This is a genomic window from Streptomyces sp. KR55, from assembly GCF_052245645.1.
Classification (GTDB): domain Bacteria; phylum Actinomycetota; class Actinomycetes; order Streptomycetales; family Streptomycetaceae; genus Streptomyces; species Streptomyces flavusporus.
This window is the reverse complement of record NZ_JBQQCE010000043.1, coordinates 1-16,750: the sequence shown is the minus strand read 5'-3', so window position 1 is coordinate 16,750 and position 16,750 is coordinate 1. Positions and strand designations below refer to the sequence as shown.

Here is a 16,750-nt window from a genome sequence, read left to right as displayed (position 1 = left end):
ATCCCATCTCCCCTTCACCTTAAGAACGTTGGACTCCCCTGTCCCCGGTTCCCGTCCGGCCGAGATTGACTTTGGGCAAGGCAATGGCCAAGGATCGCGGCCATGCCTACTGCCGTCGTCTCCACTCAGGGCGCGTTCACGGTGCTGCGGTTCGGGCGGCTCGCGGCGATGGGGGTCGTCGCCGCGCTGATCCTGATCGCGGGGGTGTGGGCGTCCTGGAGTTCCGCCCAGTACGTGATGCTCACCAAGGGGCGGGAGAGCGGGACCATCGAGGTGACGGGGTGCGGTGCGGACACCTGCACCGGGCCCTACACGCCGATCTCCGCGGGGTCGCAGGCCCGGGAGCGGGTCGTGATCGAGAACTCGGCCGCCGTGGCGGACGGCGAGACGTACACCGTCGTGATGAAACCCGGCAACAGCGAGGTCGTCCGGTCCGGTCCCGCCGGGATCCTCTACTCCTGGGTGCCGCTGGGCGGGGCGCTGCTGCTCGCGTCGGTGGTGGTCGCGGGCGGGCTGGGGCGGACGCGGGCGGCGTGGGTCATGGCCGGGTCGGGGTTCGCGCTGATCACGGCGGCTTTTCTCGTGATCTGAGGGATCTGAGCGATCTGAGCGATCTGAGGGATCTGGGCCGGCATCGCCGACCTCCACGTCTGTGAAGGATCTGAGCGTTGCCTGTTCGTGCTTGTTCTGCCGGCGGGCCGGGCTGGAGGCTGAGCCGCCCCCTCCACATCTTCCCCATTGGTTTCTCGAAGATGGACTGCCCCATGCGTACCCTCACTCGCGCCGGCGCCCTGTCCGCCGTCGCCGCGGCTGCTCTCCTTGCCTCCCCGGCCGTCGCCCACGCGACCGCCCCGGGCGACAACGGCACCGTCAAGATCCACGACTCCACCACCGGCGAGGAGCTCCGCAAGAACGAGCCGCACGTCTGCACGTTCTACCTGGACGCCTTCGGCTTCGACGCCGGCCAGCAGATCGACTGGCACATCGAGGCCTGGGCCCCGACCGCCGCCACCAAGGGCGAGACGGTGAAGGCCGGCGCCCTCACCCTCGACGCCGACGGTCACGGCCGTACGGACGACCTGTCGCTGCCCGACGGGCACTACAAGCTGTTCTGGAACTTCGACGGCGAGCACGGCTCGGCCAAGCACAAGGTGTTCTGGACGGACTGCGAGGAGGAGAGCGACGTCACGACGCCGTCCGCCACGCCGTCGGAGACGGTCGAGGGCACCGAGGCTCCGGCTGCCTCCCCGAGCGCGTCCGCCGAGGAGGGTGCCGCTCCCGCCGCGTCCTCCTCGCCGTCCGCCCAGGGTGGCACCGCCGAGGGCGATCTCGCCGAGACCGGCAACGGTGCCCCGGTGGGCCTGCTCTCCGGCGCCGCCGCCGCGCTGCTCGCCGCCGGCGGTTACCTGGTCTTCCGGCGCCGGAAGGCAAGCCAGGGCTGACGGCCGTAGCACAACCGGCGGTGCCCCCGTGCTCGTACAGCACGGGGGCACCGTCGTGTCCGGGCCGGTCAGCCGGTGTTGCGCAGGCCGGCGGCGACGCCGTTGACCGTCAGCAGCAGGGCCCGCGCCAGCAGCGGGTCGGGCTCGGCGCCCGCGGCCGCGGCGTCGCGCTGGCGCTTCAGGAGGGCCACCTGGAGGTAGGAGATGGGGTCCAGGTAGGCGTCGCGGATGGTGAAGGTCTGCTTCAGGACGGGCTGGGCGTCGAGAAGTTCGTCCTCGCCGGTGACGCGGAGGATCTCCCGCACGGTCAGTTCGTGCTCGGCGCGGATGGCGTCGAAGACGTGCTTCAGCTCGTCGGGGACGAGGGTGTCGACGTAGTGCCCGGCGATCCGCAGGTCCGTCTTGGCCAGCGTCATCTCGACGTTGGAGACGAAGTTGCGGAAGAAGTGCCACTGCTCGTACATCTCGTCGAGCACGGTGTCCAGGCCCGCCTCGCGCAGCGCCTTCAGGCCGGAGCCGACGCCGAACCAGCCGGGGACGATCTGCCGGGACTGGGTCCAGCCGAACACCCACGGGATGGCCCGCAGTCCGTCCAGGCCCGCGCCCGAGTCGGGGCGGCGGGACGGCCTCGACCCCAGGTGCAGGTCGGCGAGCTGGTCGACCGGCGTGGAGGCGAAGAAGTACGCCGGGAGGTCCGGGTCCTCCACCAGCCTGCGGTACGCCGCGTGCGCCGCGTCGCTGACCACGTCCATCGCCGCGTCCCAGCGGGCCAGCGCCTCCCCGGACTGGCGGGGCGCGGTGTGCAGGGCGGAGGCCTGCAGGGTCGCGGCCACGGTCAGCTCCAGGTTCTCCCTGGCCAGCGACGGGATCAGGTACTTGTCGGAGATGACCTCGCCCTGCTCGGTCACCTTGATCTCGCCCTCCAGGGTGCCCCAGGGCTGGGCGAGGATCGCGTCGTGGGTGGGGCCGCCGCCACGGCCGACGGTGCCGCCGCGGCCGTGGAAGAGGCGCAGCCGTACGCCGTAGCGGTGGGCGACGTCACGCAGGCGGCGCTGGGCGCGGTGGATCTCCCACTGCGAGGTGGTGATGCCGCCGAACTTCGAGGAGTCGGAGTAGCCGAGCATGACCTCCTGCACGTCGCCCCTGAGGGCGACCAGGCGCCGGTAGGACGGGTCGGCGAGCATGTCCTCGAGGATGGAGTCGGCGGCCTTGAGCTCGTCCGTCGTCTCAAGGAGCGGCACGATGCCGATCTTCGCCCAGCCGGCGTGCAGGTCGATCAGGCCGGCCTCGCGGGCCAGCACCGCCGCCGCGAAGACGTCGTCGGCGCCCTGGCACATCGAGATGATGTACGACTCGATGACCTCGGGCCCGAACACCTCCAGGGCCCGCTTGACCGTCCGGAAGACGCCGAAGGTCTTCTCGCCGGCCGCGTCGACGGGCGCGGGCATCGGGGCCAGCGGCCTGCGCGACCTGAGTTCCTTGGCGAGCAGCTTCGTACGGTAGTCGCGCGGCATGTCCGCGTACCGCCAGGACTCCTCCCCCAGCCGGTCGAACAGCTGACCGAGGGCGTGGTGGTGGGCGTCCGCGTGTTCGCGTACGTCCATGGTGGCGAGCTGGAGGCCGAAGGCGGCCAGTGTGCGGATGGTGCGGTCCAGGCGGCCGTCGGCGAACAGTCCGCCGCGGTGCTCGCGCAGGGAGGTCTGGATCAGCTTGAGGTCGTGGAGCAGCTCGCTGGTGCCGAGGTAGTCGCGGCTCGCCTCGTGCGGGGTGCCCTTGGCGAGGCGCTGCTTGGTGTTCTCCAGCTTCTGCCGGATGCAGGTGGCCTTCAGGCGGTAGGGCTCCTCGGCGTTCAGCCGCTTGTAGCGGGGGCTGATCTCGGGGAGCCGCTCCAGGTCCGTCTGGAGAGAGTCCAGCAGTTCCTCGGTGGCGCCCGTGTACCTGATGGAGTTCGACAGGAAGCCGCGCAGCTCGTCGATCATCTCCAGGGCGTCGTTGATGCCGTGCTCGTGCTGGAGGATCAGCACCTCCCAGGTGACCTCGGGGGTCACGTTGGGGTTGCCGTCGCGGTCGCCGCCGATCCAGGTGCCGAAGGTGAGCGGGCGGGTGTCGTCGGGGAGCCTGACGCCGACGCGCTCCAGCTCGGCGGTGAGGTCCTCGAGGACGTCACCGACGGCGCCCGCATGCAGCTCGTCGAGGTAGTAGATCGCGTTGCGGGCCTCGTCGGCCGGTTCGGGGCGTACGACGCGCAGCTCGTCGGTCTGCCATACGAGGTCGATGTTCTCGGCCAGACGGGTGTCGTGACGGCGCCGGTCGGCGTCGATGACGGGGGTGTCCAGGAGCTCGGCGATGCGCCGCAGCTTGTTCAGGACCGAACGGCGGGCGGCCTCCGTGGGGTGGGCCGTGAACACCGGACGAACATTGAGGTGGCGGACCGTCTCCCGCAGGTGCTCCGGGTCGGCGTCCTTCAGCCGGTCGGCCGTACGGGAGAGCAGCCCGCCCTCGGCGGCGCGCTTGGCACGCAGTTCGCGGCCGCGGTGGACCTGCTCGGTGACATTGGCCAGGTGGAAGTACGTGGAGAAGGCGCGGACCAGCTTGGCTGCGGTCTCCAGTTCGGTGCCGCGCAGCAGTTCGGCGGCGGCCTCGCCGTCCTCGCGGGTGAGGCGGCGCACCTTCTCTACGAGTTCCAGCAGCTCAGGGCCCTCCTGGCGGACGAGTGTCTCACCGAGGAGGTCGCCCAGCCGGCGGATGTCGGCACGCAGGGCACTGCTGGTCGTCGTGGTCTGGTCGTCGGCACTGCTCACAGGTGCGGCTCCTTGCAGTGTTGAAGCTCGTCTGAAGCTCGTGAGGGAGGGAACCCGGTGACCCGTTCGCGCGGCGGGGTGCCGCATACGGGCCGGATCATCCGGGAAGTAAACAGAGCGGACCGCGCTGTCCGACCGACTCCAGGATAGGTGTCGGCCGGGACGCGCAGCTCACGGGCTCTTGCCGCCGGGCGGCGCACTGACATACTTACGACGCCGTAGGTTACGGAACCGTAGGGAAGGCTCTTTCGAGCCCCTCTCGCGGACTTCCCCCAGCCACGGCACCTATCTCAACCCTCGAAACCCCACAGGGGACGCCCCATGACCACGAGCTCCGATGTGATCGACGACGCCCCGAAGGCGACTTCCCAGGACACCTCCGCCTCCCAGCCGGCCGGCACCCTGGGCGGTGACCGCAAGGGTTCGGCGGAGCAGATCGCGCTCCTGCTCTTCATCATCGTCCCGTTCCTCGCGCTGATCGCGGCCGTGCCGCTGGCGTGGGGGTGGGGCGTGAGCTGGCTGGACCTCGGCCTGCTGGTCTTCTTCTACTTCCTCGGCTGTCACGGCATCACGATCGGTTTCCACCGCCATTTCACCCATAGTTCGTTCAAGGCCAAGCGGCCTCTGAAGATCGCGCTGGCGATCGCGGGCTCGCTGGCGGTCGAGGGCCCCCTGGTGCGCTGGGTGGCCGACCATCGCAAGCATCACAAGTTCTCCGACGCAGAGGGCGACCCGCACTCCCCGTGGCGTTACGGCGAGACCGTGCCGGCCCTGATGAAGGGCCTGTGGTGGGCGCACATCGGATGGATGTTCGACGAGGAGCGCACGCCGCAGGACAAGTACGCGCCGGACCTGATCAAGGACCGGACGCTGCGGAACATCTCCCGTCAGTTCATCCTGTGGACGGTGGTGTCCCTGGCCCTGCCGGCGCTGATCGGCGGCCTGGTGACGATGTCCTGGTGGGGCGCGTTCACCGGGTTCTTCTGGGGGTCACTCGTCCGGGTGGCGCTGCTGCATCACGTGACGTGGTCGATCAACTCGATCTGCCACGCGGTCGGCAAGCGCCCGTTCAGGTCGCGTGACCGCTCGGGCAACGTGTGGTGGCTGGCGATCCTGTCCTGCGGCGAGTCCTGGCACAACCTGCACCACGCCGACCCGACCTCCGCGCGGCACGGTGTGGAGCGCGGCCAGATCGACTCCTCGGCCCGGCTGATCCGCTGGTTCGAGCTGGCCGGGTGGGCCTACGACGTGCGCTGGCCGTCACGCTCGCGTATCGATTCCCGCCGGAACACCGGGGGAGACGGCTCCCGGCGCGGGCGGGAGACCGCTGAGGCGGCATGATTGACGGCGTGGCGACCGACTCCAGCAGCACTCCCAGCAACGAGAAGCCGCGGCGCACGCGCCGTACCCGTATGACCGGTGCGGAGCGTCGCCAGCAGCTGCTGGAGATCGGTCGCACCCTCTTCGCCGCGAAGGGCTTCGAGGGCACGTCGGTGGAGGAGATCGCGGCGAAGGCCGGGGTGTCCAAGCCGGTGGTGTACGAGCACTTCGGCGGTAAGGAGGGTTTGTACGCGGTGGTCGTGGACCGCGAGATGCGGCGCCTGCTGGACATGGTGACCAGCTCGCTGACCGCGGGCCATCCGCGTGAGCTGTGCGAACAGGCGGCGTTCGCGCTGCTGGACTACATCGAGGAGTACACGGACGGCTTCCGCATCCTGGTCCGTGACTCCCCCATCCCGCAGTCGACCGGCTCCTTCGCGTCTCTCATCTCGGACATCGCCACCCAGGTGGAGGACATCCTGGGCCGCGAGTTCAAAAGCCGCGGCTTCGACCCCAAGCTCGCCCCCCTCTACGCCCAGGCCCTGGTCGGCATGGTCGCCCTGACCGGCCAGTGGTGGCTGGAGGTACGCCGCCCGAAGAAGGCAGAGGTGGCGGCCCACCTGGTGAACCTGGCGTGGCACGGCCTGGACGGGCTGGAACAGAAGCCGCGGCTGATCGGGCATCGCAAGAGCTGATTCGGCGGCCGCCCGACGGCGGTGATCATCACGCCTCCTTGCGGGCGACGGCGAAGATGCGGCGGAACGGGAACGGGGTGCCGTGCTTGCCGGGTGGGTAGGCGCGGCGCAGGGCGGCTCGGTAGTCGTTCAGGAACTCGTCCTTCGCCGCGGAGTCGTCCGCGAGGGCGGTGAGGACGGGGCGCAGGCCCGTGCCCTTCACCCAGTCGAGGACGGGGTCCTCGCCGGTCAGCAGATGGATGTACGTGGTCTCCCAGACGTCGGCCGTGCAGCCGAGGGCGGTGAGGTGTTCCAGGTAGGTCTCGGGGGCCAGGACGGCGTCCTCGTGGCGCAGGACGCCCGTGAGGCGGGGGTGGGCGGCGGCGAGGTCGCGCATCAGGCGGTGGCTGGGGGCGTCGAAGTTGCCGGGGACCTGGAAGGCGAAGGTGCCGCCGGGGGCGAGCCCGGCGATCCAGTCGCCGAAGCGGTCGGCGTGGCCGGGCACCCACTGGAGCGTGGCGTTGCTGATGATCAGGTCGTGCGGCTCCGCCGGCGTCCAGGTGCGCACGTCCGCGTGGGCGAAGTCGAGGCGGCCGCCGGCCGGGGTGGGGCCCGCCTGGGCCCGGGCGTCGGCGAGCATCTCCGGGGAGTTGTCGTAGCCGGTGATGTGCGCGGTGGGCCAGCGCCGGGCGAGCAGAGCCGTGACGTTGCCGGGGCCGCAGCCGAGGTCGGCGATGCGGGGCCGGCTGGCGGGGAGGTCGGGGACGTGGGCGAGGAGGTCGGCGAAGGGGCGGGCGCGGTGGCCGGCGTGACGCAGGTACTGGGCGGGGTCCCAGGTGGCGGCGGACATGGCGGGCCTTCCTTGTAGTCACCGTCGATCGTGGTCACCGTAGGTCGACCTCAGCTTGCACCGGAGATATCTTGACGTCAAGAGACTTCACGTCGACACAACCACTACACTGATCGCCATGGAGGACGAGGTCGATCGGCTGGTCGCAGCATGGCGCCGGGAGCGCCCGGACCTCGACGTGGAACCGCTCGAGGTGCTCAGCCGGGTGAGCAGACTCGCCCGGCACCTGGACCGCGCACGCCGGCTGGCCTTCGCCGAGCACAACCTGGAGCCCTGGGAGTTCGACGTCCTGACGGCACTGCGCCGCGCGGGCACCCCGTACCAGCTCTCCCCCGGACAGCTGCTGACCCAGACCCTGGTCACCTCGGGCACGATGACGAACCGTATCGACCGCCTGGCAAAGAAGGGCCTGGTGGAACGCCTGCCCGACCCCAGCGACCGGCGTGGCGTCCTGGTCCGCCTCACCCACGAGGGCCGGGACCGCGCCGACCAGGCGCTGGCGGGCCTGCTGGACCAGGAGCGGGCGATCCTCGCAGAGCTGTCCCACGCCCAGCGCAGCGAACTGGCGGCACTGCTGCGCCAGTTGACCGCCCCATTCGACAACATCCCCAGCTGAGGGCCTGCCGGGCGGATCGTGGCGGAGACGCGGGGTCTGGCACGCCCATCTGCGGCGTTGTCGTCGGTCGCCGACTCCCCCACGCTCGGCTTCGCTCGCGCGGGGGCACCCCCATCGCCCCCGCTCACCGGCACTGATCAGGCACTGCTGCTTTCCTCCACCCCGATCCGCCCGGCAGGCCCCAGGTCCACGGGCCCGACCCCCGCCCTGCGCGCCAGCGCGACGGCGGCGAGGGTGGAGTGGACGCCGAGCTTGCCGAGGACGTTCTGCATATGCGTCCGTACGGTGTGCGGGGACAGATACAGCCGCTCGGCGACGGCCTTGCGCCCGAGCCCCGCGACCATGCACCGCAGCACCTCCCGCTCCCGCGGGGTGAGGGACTCCACCAGCCGCTCGCTCTCGGTGCGGTGCTTGCGGGCGGCCGTCAGCTCACGCAGCACCCCGGTGAGCAGGGCGGGCGGCAGATGCGTCTCGTCGCGCAGCACACCTCGTATGACCGTGAGCAGCCGGGACAGCGAACAGTCCTTGGCGACCCACCCGCCGGCCCCCGCCTGCAGGGCGAGGGCGGCACGCCGCGGATCGTCCTTCTCGGCGAGTACGACGATCCGCGCCGCGGGCTGCGCCGTCCGGACCGCCGCGACGAGGGAGATCCCGTCCACGACCCCGTCCACGCCGCCCTCCTGCACGGGCACGGGCACGGCGGGCCGCACTGCGGGTACGTTCCCGCCCAGATCGGCGTCGACGAGCAGTACGTCGAACCGGCGGCCCTCGGCGGCCGCGCGCTCCAGGCTGCGCAGCGCGGCGGGACCGCTGCCGGCCGCGGAGACGTCGACGTCGGGCTCGGCGGCCAGGGCCGCGGCGAGGGACTCGGCGAAGATGCGGTGGTCGTCGACGACCAGGACTCGGATGCGAACCACAAAACCCCCTTCCCCACGCTCTCCAAGAGCAGGGGATCCATCGTCGGGAGCCGCCGACCGGTGCGGGTACGACGCCCGAAGCGCTCCCGGGTTGTTGTTTCTGCCGTTCCCCAGGACGGGGTCGCCGCAGCCGCACGGCCGCCGCCGTGCAGAAACTGCTACCCCCGCTTCGGGCGTCGTACCCGACTTGTCTCGCCCCCTGAACAGCACCGGCCCCCACCGGTGCTGTTCATCAGGGTACGGCCGGGGGCCGGGAGCGGAAGGTAATTTGCAGAACTGGTTGTCCGACACGTTTATGGTGAGCCGCATGTTTCGTATGGAGACAGAAGTCGACAAATCCCGGCGCGACCTGCTCCGCACCCGGCTCCGCAACAGCAACACGGCCGCGTCCCCCGTCCTGCGCGACCTGCGCGGAACCCCCGCCGAACGCGAAGTCCCCCTGCACGTGTGGGTGTTGGACGGCTCGGACGCCCTGGCGGGCGGGCTGGTGGGGCATACGTGGGCGACGTGGCTGCACGTGACGTACCTGTGGGTCGACGAACGCCACCGGGGTGCGGGGCTGGGTTCGCGACTGCTGTCCGAGGCGGAGCGGGTGGCGCGAGCGGAACGGGGCTGCTCCGCCTCCCGGCTGGAGACATGGGACTTCCAGGCGCCGAAGTTCTACGAGAAACAGGGGTACGACGTGGTGTGCGCGATCCCGGACTATCCCCCGGGGATCACGGAGTTCACGCTGACAAAGCGCTTGGGGACAACCCGGTGACCGCCGAGATCATCCTCATGTCCGACGTCCGGCTGGCGGCCGTCCCGGTCGAGGACGACGGCCAACGGCTCATGGACGTACGGCGGGACGGCACCCTGCTCGTCGACCGGAAGCGCCAGGACGCGACGGGAGCATACGCCCACCTGCGCGAGGGCGTCCTGCACCGCCTCCTCGTCGTCGAGGGCTACCGCCCCCTCGCCCTGCAACGCACGTATTCGAGGACTACTCGGCCACTCTCCGCGCCGCCAACCCGCACTGGCCGGAAACCCAGGTCCACACCGCCGCCAGCCGTTACGTCTCCCCACCCGACATCGCCCCGCACAGCGCAGGCGCCGCCGTCGGCCTCGGTTCTCCTTGGCCCCTGCGGTGATGTTGGGCGCCTGCGTGTAGCAGGCGCCCTCGCTTTCCGGTTGTGAGGGCAACGAGCCTCAGCTCACCCGCCGCGCCCCCGCCGAAGGCACCGCCTCGAACACGCGCGGCGCGGTGAAGCCGGCGGCTGCGAAGGCCTCCTCCACCGCCTTGGTGATGGTGTCCACGTCGGCGACGTCGGCCAGGACGATCGCCGAGCCGCCGAAGCCGCCGCCGGTCATGCGGGCGCCCAGCGCGCCTGCGGACAACGCCGTGTCGACGACCAGGTCCAGCTCCGGGCAGGAGATGCGGAAGTCGTCGCGGAGGGAGGCGTGGCCCTCGGTGAGGACCGGGCCGATCGCGCGGGTCTCGCCCGATTCCAGGAGGGCGACGACTCGTTCGACTCGCTCGTCCTCCGTGACCACGTGGCGGACCAGGCGTCGGACCTCCTCCTCGTCGCCCAGGCGGGCCAGCGCCGCGTCCAGCTCGGCGTACGGGATGTCGCGGAGCGCATCGACGCCCAGCAGCGCCGCGCCCTTCTCGCAGCCCGCGCGCCGCTTGCCGTACTCGCCGGTGCTGTGTTCGTGCTTGACCCGGGTGTCGACGACCAGCAGGCGCATGCCCTCGGCCGCGAGGTCGAAGGGGATCTGGCGCTGGGAGAGGTCGCGGGTGTCCAGGAACAGGGCGTGGCCCGCGGTGCAGCAGGCGGAGGCCGTCTGGTCCATGATGCCGACCGGGGCGCCGACGTAGACGTTCTCGGCGCGCTGGCACAGGCGGGCCAACTGCCAGCCCTTCAGGTCCAGTTCGTAAAGATCGTTGAGCGCCAGGGCGATCACGACCTCCAGGGCCGCCGACGACGACAGGCCCGCGCCCGCCGGGACCGTGGAGGTCAGGTGGACGTCCGCGCCGGTCACCTCGTGGCCGGCCGCGCGCAGCGCCCAGACCACGCCCGCCGGGTACGCCGTCCAGTTCCTGTCCGACTCCGGCTCCAGGGCGTCGACGTCCAGTTCGACGACGCCGCCCTCGACGTCCGACGAGTGCAGGCGCAGTACGCCGTCGTCGCGGCGCGAGACCGCGGCGACCGCGGTGTGCGGCAGCGCGAACGGCATCACGAAGCCGTCGTTGTAGTCGGTGTGCTCGCCGATGAGGTTGACCCGGCCCGGTGCGGCCCACACGCCGTCCGGTTCGGCCCCGTACAGCTCCTTGAACCGCTCGGCGACAGTCCCTGCGGCGACCTCGCCGGCCTCGCTGCTCATACCCTGACCCCTGACCTTCCGTACGTTCTACTTGCCGTGCCGCTGCGCGAAGTCCCACGCGTCCGCGACGATTCCCGCGAGGTCCGCGCGGGACGGGTTCCAGCCGAGGCGGGCGCGGGCCGTGTCGGCCGACGCCACCAGGACCGCCGGGTCGCCGCCGCGGCGCGGGGCCACCACCTCGGGGATCGGGTGGCCGGTGACCTGGCGGACCGTCTCGATGACCTGGCGGACGGAGAAGCCGTTGCCGTTGCCGAGGTTGCAGATCAGGTGCTCGCCCGGGGTCGCCGCCTTGAGGGCCAGCAGGTGCGCCTCGGCCAGGTCGGCGACGTGGATGTAGTCGCGGACGCAGGTGCCGTCGGGCGTCGGGTAGTCGTCACCGTAGACGGAGATCGCGTCGCGCCTGCCCTGGGCGACCTGGAGGACCAGCGGGATGAGGTGCGACTCGGGGTCGTGGCGCTCGCCGAACGCGCCGTAGGCGCCCGCGACGTTGAAGTAGCGCAGCGACACCGCGCCCAGGCCGTGGGCCTTCGCCTCGCCGGTGATCATGTGGTCGACGGCGAGCTTGGAGGCGCCGTAGGGGTTCGTCGGGGCGGTGGGCGCGGTCTCGACGATCGGGACCTGCTCCGGTTCGCCGTACGTCGCCGCCGTGGAGGAGAAGACCAGCCTGCGTACGCCCGCCTCGCGCATCGCGCCGAGCAGGGCCATCGTGCCGCCGACGTTGTTGTCCCAGTACTTCTCCGGCTTCACGACCGACTCGCCGACCTGGGAGGACGCGGCGAAGTGGAGCACGGCGTCGTACGAGGAGTCCAGCCATTTGGCGGCGTCCCGGATGTCGCCCTCGACGAAGGCGGCGCCGGCGGGCACGCCCTCGCGGAAGCCGGTCGAGAGGTTGTCGAGGACCGTCACCTCATGACCGGCCTCCAGCAGATGCTGGGCGACCACGCTGCCGACGTATCCCGCACCACCGGTGACCAGGTACTTCCCGCTCATGAACTCGCTACCTCTCGCAGTCGCTCGGCCGCGCGCTCCGGCGGCACGTCGTTGATGAACACGCTCATGCCGGATTCGGAACCCGCGAGAAACTTCAGCTTGCCGGAAGTACGGCGGATGGTGAAAAGCTCCAGGTGAAGCGCGAAGTCGTCACGGCTGACGCCCTCGAACTCCTCCAGATGGCCGAACGGGGCCTGGTGCCAGGCCGCGATGTACGGCGTGGGCGGTTCACCTTCGCCGAAGATCCGGTCGAAGCGCCTCAAGAGTTCCAGATAAACCTGGGGGAATTCTGAGCGCGCCGCCTCGTCGAGCCCGAGCAGATCCGGCACCCGGCGGCGCGGGTACAGGTGGACCTCGTACGGCCAGTGCGCGGCGTACGGCACGAAGGCCACCCAGTGTTCACTCGCGAGGACGATCCGCTCGTCGGCGAGTTCACGCTCCAGGACGGCGTCGAAGAGGTTCTCCCCGCCCGTCGCCTCCTTGTGGGCCGCGAGCGAGCGGAGCATCAGGGCGGTGCGGGGGGTGGTGAAGGGGTAGGCGTAGATCTGTCCGTGCGGGTGACCCAGCGTGACGCCGATCTCGGCGCCGCGGTTCTCGAAGCAGAACACCTGTTCCACGGAGGGCTGATGGGACAGCTCGGAGGTGCGGTCGGTCCACGCGTCCAGGACCAGCCCGGCCTGTTCCTCGCTCAGATCGGCGAAGGAGGCGTTGTGGTCGGAGGTGAAGCAGACGACCTCGCAGCGGCCGGAGTCGCCGGCCAGCGAGGGGAAACGGTTCTCGAAGACCACGACGTCGTACGACGAGTCCGGGATCTCGCTCAGCCGGTCGCCCTGCGTCGGACACAGGGGGCACTCGTCGGCCGGCGGGTGGTAGGTGCGGCCCTGGCGGTGCGAGGCGATGGCGACCGCATCGCCGAGCAGCTCGTCACGGCGGATCTCGGAGGTCGTGACGGTCCGGTCCAGCGGACGGCGATCGACCGCGTCGCGCACGGCGTCGTCGCGCAGGTCGTAGTAGATCAGCTCACGACCGTCGGCGAGACGGGTCGAGGTCTTCTTCACCGCGGACTCCTCATTCGAGCCACCCAAAGCAATCAACAGAACTCAACACACCAAAACACAACTCACCACGACAGTCAACATCACAATCAATCAAAGCTCGACATCGGACGTGTTCAATTAGCGAACGCGGAGGCGTAGGTTCCGCCCTGGATCAGTTCAGGAATCGGTTCGGCTCAGTTCCCGCAACGAAGTCCCGCAACGAAGCGAGTGTGTATGGAAACCCCCACATACCTGGCCGCCGAGCTACGGCTCCCCACCAACTGGCTCGACTACACGATCCTCGGCATCTACTTCGTCGTCGTCCTCGGCATCGGCTTCGCCGCCCGCCGATCGGTCAAGACCAGCCTCGACTTCTTCCTGTCCGGCCGCTCCCTGCCCGCCTGGGTCACGGGTCTGGCGTTCATCGCGGCCAACCTCGGCGCCACCGAGATCCTCGGGATGGCCGCCAACAGCGCGCAGTACGGCGTCTACACCACCCACTGGTACTGGGTCGGCGCCATCCCCGCCATGGTCTTCCTCGGCCTGGTGATGATGCCGTTCTACTACGGCTCCAAGGTCCGCTCGGTTCCCGAGTTCCTGCTGCTGCGCTTCGACAAGTCGGCGCATCTGCTCAGCTCGATCCTGTTCGCCTGCGCCTCCATCCTGATCGCCGGCGTCAACCTCTACGCCCTCGCCATCGTCGTCGAGGCGCTGCTCGGCTGGCCGCAGTGGGTGGCGATCGTGATCGCCGGTTTCTTCGTGCTGGCGTACATCACCCTGGGCGGTCTGTCGTCGGCGATCTACAACGAGGTGCTGCAGTTCTTCGTCATCCTCGCCGCGCTCATCCCGATCTCGGTGCTCGGCCTGAAGAAGGTCGGCGGCTGGGACGGGCTGTCCGACACGCTGACCGAACGCCGCGGCGAGAACTTCATGACCGCATGGGGCGGCACCGGCATCGGCCACGACAATCCGCTCGGCGCGAACTGGCTGACGATCGTCCTGGGCCTCGGGTTCGTGCTGTCCTTCGGCTACTGGACGACGAACTTCGCCGAGGTGCAGCGCGCGCTGTCGGCGAGGAACCTGTCCGCGGCGCAGCGTACGCCGCTGATCGCCGCGTTCCCGAAGATCTTCATCGTCTTCCTGGTGATGATCCCGGGCCTGGTCGCCGCCGTGCTGGTGCCGCAGATCGGTACGCCCCAGTCGGACCTGCAGTACAACGACGCGATCCCGTACCTCATGCAGGACCTGTTGCCCAACGGCGTCCTGGGCATCGCGGTCACCGGTCTCCTGGCGGCCTTCATGGCGGGCATGGCGGCCAACATCTCGGCCTTCAACACCGTCTTCACGTCCGACATCTGGGCGAAGTACGTGGTGAAGGGCCGCGAGGACGAGTACTACGTGCGGTTCGGGCGGCTCATCACGGCGGTCGGCGTGTTCGCGTCCATCGGCACGGCGTTCCTCGCGTCGGCGTTCTCCAACATCATGGCCTACCTCCAGACGCTGTTCTCCTTCTTCAACGTCCCGATGTTCGTCGTCTTCATCATCGGCATGTTCTGGAAACGGGCGTCCATGAAGTCCGGTTTCTGGGGGCTGCTCGCCGGGACCACCGCCGCGATGGTGAACTACTTCGTCATCTACAGGCAGGGCATCATCGGCATCCCCACCGACCAGGGCGCCAACTTCGTCTCCGCGATCGCCGGGTTCGTCGCCGGTGCGGTGGTCATGGTGGCCGTGTCGCTCTTCACCGCGCCGAAGCCCACGGAGGAACTCCAGGGGCTGGTCTACGGCACCCGGGCCCCCGGTGTGGCCGAGCCGCCCGCCGTGGGCGACGACGCGTGGTACCGCAAGCCGGCGCTGCTCGGCTGGGGTGCCGTGATTCTGGCCGCCGTCTGCTACATCCCGTTCTCGTTCTGACCGCGGGAGGATTGAGAGACCATGTCCGAGGACCACGGATTCTCCGAGAAGGACGTCCAGCGGGAAGTCACCGAGCTGGAGGGCAAGTCCGCTACCGCCGCACGGCTGTTCGACATCCGTCGGACCATCGGTGCGCTGTTCGTGATCTACGGCGTGATCGTCACGATCGCCGGGCTGACCGACGATGAAGCGGCGATCGCCAAGGCCGAGGGGGTGAACGTCAACCTGTGGACCGGGGTGGGGATGCTGCTGCTCGGGTTGTTCTTCCTGGTGTGGCTGAAGCTGCGGCCGCTGGCTCCGCCGCCGGCTGTCCTGCCGGACGATCAGGCGAAGGAGCAGTGAACATCGGGAGCTGGTGAACGCCGGGAGCTGTTCCGGTGGCCCGGCGCGGGGTGCGTGCCGCCCGCTGCAGCGGGGAGGTGGCGCAACCCGGCGCGGCGGAGGTGCCGCCCGCGCCCACCCGTGCCGCCTTGGGGGTCCCCCCAGGCCCTTAAGGCACTGGGGGAGGCACGACTGCCCGCGGCTGGGCGGAGTGGTTGCCGCGCGCCCGCGGCTCGACGGGTGGGGTGCCGTGCGCGTGCGTGGAAAGGGGCGGTGCTGCCTGGGTGGTCCTCAGTGTTCGGTGTCCGGTGCGCTGTTCTGTGGTGGAGGGGGTTGGAGGGTCGGGGTTGCTCGGTCCAGTAGGCCGGTGCGGGCTGCGAGGGCCGCGGCCTCCAGGCGGGAGCCGACGCCGAGTTTCATGAGGACGCGCTGGACGTGGGTGCGGGCGGTGGAGGGGGCGATGCCCATGCCCGCGGCGATCAGGCGGGTGTCCTCGCCGTCGGCCACGCGGACCAGGACCTCGATCTCCCTCGGCGTGAGCATCTGCAGCAGCCGCTGGCCCTCGTCGTCGGGCTGGGCCGCGGGGTTCAGCAGTTCACTGAACGCGCCCTGGAGGAGCTGCGGCGCGACGGCCGCCTCGCCTCCCCTCGCCTTCATGATCGCCCGCTCGACGCCCTCTATGCGCTCGTCGTGACGGACGTAGCCGGACGCGCCCGCCGCGAAGGCCGCGGCGATTCCGCGCGGGTTCGGTACCGGGCCCAGCACCAGCACCGCCACCTGCGGCCGCTCCCGCTTGATCCGTACCACCGGGTCGAACGCCCCCGGCTCGGCCGGTGTCGCCGTCCCCAGCAGGCACACCTCCGGTGCCCGGGCGATCACCAGCTCCGCCGCCCCCGCGGCCGGCGCCGCCGCGGCCAGCACCCGGTGCCCTCGCAGCTTCAGCGCCGAGGCCAGTGCCTCCGCGAGCAATCGGTGGTCGTCGACCACCATGAGCCGCACTCCCATCAACCCCCCAGTCCCCCCAGTGGACGCCCACTATGGATGCCCACAGGTCCCCACGGACAGACCCCAGGCACGCAGGCCCCCCGGCACTGCGCCCTTCATGCCCCCGGAAGCTACACGCTTGTTCGACGTTGCGCTGCCCCTACTGGTGAGAAGTGCCCCGGATCGCCGAAATTCCTCTCATTCGAGGGTGTTGAGCGGTACGCGCACGGCCCCGCCCCTGAGCAGGGACGGGGCCGTGACGACAGGTCGTCGCGCTCAGCCGCTCGTGCCGAACGCGATCGCCAGATACTCCTGGCTGCCGGAGCTCGATCCGCTCGCGTACACGTCGGACATGTACAGGTGCCCCTGTGCGTAGAGGATCTCCGAGTACTCCGGAGACATGGTGGTCTCCACGTCCCGCACCGAGTCCGTCGCCGGGTTCTCCAGCAGCGTCGTCTGCTTGAAGCTGCCGCCGTCGATGCTGACGATCTGCCCGCCCTTGTCGTACGGCGGACGCTTG

16 protein-coding genes and 2 pseudogenes are annotated in these 16,750 nt (G+C 70.2%); 9 read left to right on the top strand and 9 right to left on the bottom strand.

All coding sequences use genetic code 11. From position 1 onward, the window contains the following. Positions 1–102 precede the first annotated feature (102 nt). Complete coding sequence (locus tag ACTWQJ_RS09180) at positions 103–591, top strand: hypothetical protein (protein WP_443306123.1); 489 nt, start codon at positions 103–105, stop codon at positions 589–591. 173 nt (positions 592–764) lie between these two features. Continuing rightward, positions 765–1,442: an LPXTG cell wall anchor domain-containing protein gene (locus ACTWQJ_RS09175; RefSeq protein ID WP_443306122.1), complete on the top strand. Its 678-nt coding sequence runs from the start codon at positions 765–767 to the stop codon at positions 1,440–1,442. A 68-nt stretch (positions 1,443–1,510) separates the two neighbouring features. On the opposite strand, the gene ppc is transcribed toward ACTWQJ_RS09175, so the two are convergent. Then, positions 1,511–4,243 carry a phosphoenolpyruvate carboxylase gene (ppc, locus tag ACTWQJ_RS09170; protein WP_443306121.1) on the bottom strand — a complete coding sequence of 911 codons (2,733 nt, stop codon included), beginning with the start codon at positions 4,241–4,243 and terminating at the stop codon, positions 1,511–1,513. 321 nt (positions 4,244–4,564) lie between these two features. Here ppc and ACTWQJ_RS09165 point away from each other — a divergent pair, with 321 nt between their 5' ends. Then, positions 4,565–5,584: an acyl-CoA desaturase gene (locus ACTWQJ_RS09165; protein WP_443306120.1), complete on the top strand. Its 1,020-nt coding sequence runs from the start codon at positions 4,565–4,567 to the stop codon at positions 5,582–5,584. Beyond that, positions 5,581–6,258: a TetR/AcrR family transcriptional regulator gene (locus ACTWQJ_RS09160; protein ID WP_224738088.1), complete on the top strand. Its 678-nt coding sequence runs from the start codon at positions 5,581–5,583 to the stop codon at positions 6,256–6,258. The genes ACTWQJ_RS09165 and ACTWQJ_RS09160 overlap by 4 nt, the downstream gene beginning before the upstream one ends. A gap of 28 nt (positions 6,259–6,286) precedes the next feature. Here ACTWQJ_RS09160 and ACTWQJ_RS09155 read toward each other — a convergent pair whose 3' ends face one another. Then, complete coding sequence (locus ACTWQJ_RS09155; protein ID WP_443306119.1) at positions 6,287–7,087, bottom strand: trans-aconitate 2-methyltransferase; 801 nt, start codon at positions 7,085–7,087, stop codon at positions 6,287–6,289. 118 nt (positions 7,088–7,205) lie between these two features. Here ACTWQJ_RS09155 and tamR point away from each other — a divergent pair, with 118 nt between their 5' ends. Continuing rightward, positions 7,206–7,703, top strand: a complete 498-nt coding sequence (gene tamR, locus ACTWQJ_RS09150) for a MarR family transcriptional regulator TamR (protein WP_443306118.1) — start codon at positions 7,206–7,208, stop codon at positions 7,701–7,703. Between the two features lie 137 nt (positions 7,704–7,840). Here tamR and ACTWQJ_RS09145 read toward each other — a convergent pair whose 3' ends face one another. Beyond that, positions 7,841–8,620, bottom strand: coding sequence for a LuxR C-terminal-related transcriptional regulator (locus ACTWQJ_RS09145; RefSeq protein WP_443306117.1), 780 nt, complete (start codon positions 8,618–8,620; stop codon positions 7,841–7,843). 295 nt (positions 8,621–8,915) lie between these two features. Between ACTWQJ_RS09145 and ACTWQJ_RS09140 the strand changes: the two genes are divergently transcribed. Continuing rightward, positions 8,916–9,380 carry a GNAT family N-acetyltransferase gene (locus ACTWQJ_RS09140; RefSeq protein WP_443306134.1) on the top strand — a complete coding sequence of 155 codons (465 nt, stop codon included), beginning with the start codon at positions 8,916–8,918 and terminating at the stop codon, positions 9,378–9,380. Here the strand turns inward: ACTWQJ_RS09140 and ACTWQJ_RS09135 are convergent. Beyond that, positions 9,323–9,586, bottom strand: a complete 264-nt coding sequence (locus tag ACTWQJ_RS09135) for a hypothetical protein (RefSeq protein WP_443306135.1) — start codon at positions 9,584–9,586, stop codon at positions 9,323–9,325. The two genes, ACTWQJ_RS09140 and ACTWQJ_RS09135, sit on opposite strands and share 58 nt — an antisense overlap. Here ACTWQJ_RS09135 and ACTWQJ_RS09130 point away from each other — a divergent pair. Beyond that, a pseudogene (locus tag ACTWQJ_RS09130) lies at positions 9,476–9,726 on the top strand (M15 family metallopeptidase); the annotation flags it as partial. The gene ACTWQJ_RS09135 and the pseudogene ACTWQJ_RS09130 overlap by 111 nt on opposite strands. Positions 9,727–9,808: 82 nt before the next feature. Here the strand turns inward: ACTWQJ_RS09130 and galK are convergent. The 3 genes from galK to galT are packed head-to-tail and all read right to left on the bottom strand — an operon-like array spanning position 9,809 to position 13,032. Beyond that, positions 9,809–10,984 carry a galactokinase gene (gene galK / locus ACTWQJ_RS09125; RefSeq protein ID WP_443306116.1) on the bottom strand — a complete coding sequence of 392 codons (1,176 nt, stop codon included), beginning with the start codon at positions 10,982–10,984 and terminating at the stop codon, positions 9,809–9,811. 27 nt (positions 10,985–11,011) lie between these two features. Next, positions 11,012–11,974 carry a UDP-glucose 4-epimerase GalE gene (galE, locus tag ACTWQJ_RS09120; RefSeq protein ID WP_443306115.1) on the bottom strand — a complete coding sequence of 321 codons (963 nt, stop codon included), beginning with the start codon at positions 11,972–11,974 and terminating at the stop codon, positions 11,012–11,014. Further along, a complete protein-coding gene (gene galT / locus ACTWQJ_RS09115) occupies positions 11,971–13,032 on the bottom strand; it encodes a galactose-1-phosphate uridylyltransferase (RefSeq protein ID WP_443306114.1) in 1,062 nt (353 codons plus the stop codon). Before galT ends, galE begins: the two co-directional genes overlap by 4 nt. Positions 13,033–13,245: 213 nt before the next feature. On the opposite strand from galT, the gene ACTWQJ_RS09110 reads away from it, so the two are divergent. Both ACTWQJ_RS09110 and ACTWQJ_RS09105 read left to right on the top strand, forming a co-directional pair. Further along, positions 13,246–14,925 (top strand): sodium:solute symporter family protein, encoded by a 1,680-nt coding sequence (locus tag ACTWQJ_RS09110; RefSeq protein WP_443306113.1) that lies wholly within the window; start codon positions 13,246–13,248, stop codon positions 14,923–14,925. 21 nt (positions 14,926–14,946) lie between these two features. Further along, a complete protein-coding gene (locus ACTWQJ_RS09105) occupies positions 14,947–15,267 on the top strand; it encodes a hypothetical protein (RefSeq protein WP_443306112.1) in 321 nt (106 codons plus the stop codon). Between the two features lie 270 nt (positions 15,268–15,537). Here ACTWQJ_RS09105 and ACTWQJ_RS09100 read toward each other — a convergent pair whose 3' ends face one another. Together ACTWQJ_RS09100 and ACTWQJ_RS09095 are read right to left on the bottom strand one after the other, a co-directional pair. Further along, a complete protein-coding gene (locus ACTWQJ_RS09100; RefSeq protein WP_443306111.1) occupies positions 15,538–16,251 on the bottom strand; it encodes a helix-turn-helix transcriptional regulator in 714 nt (237 codons plus the stop codon). Between the two features lie 255 nt (positions 16,252–16,506). Beyond that, positions 16,507–16,750 (bottom strand): annotated as a pseudogene (locus ACTWQJ_RS09095) (PQQ-binding-like beta-propeller repeat protein); the annotation flags it as partial.

Excerpts from the sequence above, each read along its gene's own strand:
- ACTWQJ_RS09180 (WP_443306123.1), top strand. The coding sequence starts at position 103 with ATGCCTACTGCCGTCGTCTCCACTCAGGGCGCGTTCACGGTGCTGCGG.
- ACTWQJ_RS09175 (WP_443306122.1), top strand. The coding sequence starts at position 765 with ATGCGTACCCTCACTCGCGCCGGCGCCCTGTCCGCCGTCGCCGCGGCT.
- ACTWQJ_RS09165 (WP_443306120.1), top strand. The coding sequence starts at position 4,565 with ATGACCACGAGCTCCGATGTGATCGACGACGCCCCGAAGGCGACTTCC.
- ACTWQJ_RS09160 (WP_224738088.1), top strand. The coding sequence starts at position 5,581 with ATGATTGACGGCGTGGCGACCGACTCCAGCAGCACTCCCAGCAACGAG.
- ACTWQJ_RS09155 (WP_443306119.1), bottom strand. The coding sequence starts at position 7,087 with ATGTCCGCCGCCACCTGGGACCCCGCCCAGTACCTGCGTCACGCCGGC.
- tamR (WP_443306118.1), top strand. The coding sequence starts at position 7,206 with ATGGAGGACGAGGTCGATCGGCTGGTCGCAGCATGGCGCCGGGAGCGC.
- ACTWQJ_RS09140 (WP_443306134.1), top strand. The coding sequence starts at position 8,916 with ATGGTGAGCCGCATGTTTCGTATGGAGACAGAAGTCGACAAATCCCGG.
- galK (WP_443306116.1), bottom strand. The coding sequence starts at position 10,984 with ATGAGCAGCGAGGCCGGCGAGGTCGCCGCAGGGACTGTCGCCGAGCGG.
- galE (WP_443306115.1), bottom strand. The coding sequence starts at position 11,974 with ATGAGCGGGAAGTACCTGGTCACCGGTGGTGCGGGATACGTCGGCAGC.
- ACTWQJ_RS09110 (WP_443306113.1), top strand. The coding sequence starts at position 13,246 with ATGGAAACCCCCACATACCTGGCCGCCGAGCTACGGCTCCCCACCAAC.
- ACTWQJ_RS09105 (WP_443306112.1), top strand. The coding sequence starts at position 14,947 with ATGTCCGAGGACCACGGATTCTCCGAGAAGGACGTCCAGCGGGAAGTC.
- ACTWQJ_RS09100 (WP_443306111.1), bottom strand. The coding sequence starts at position 16,251 with ATGGGAGTGCGGCTCATGGTGGTCGACGACCACCGATTGCTCGCGGAG.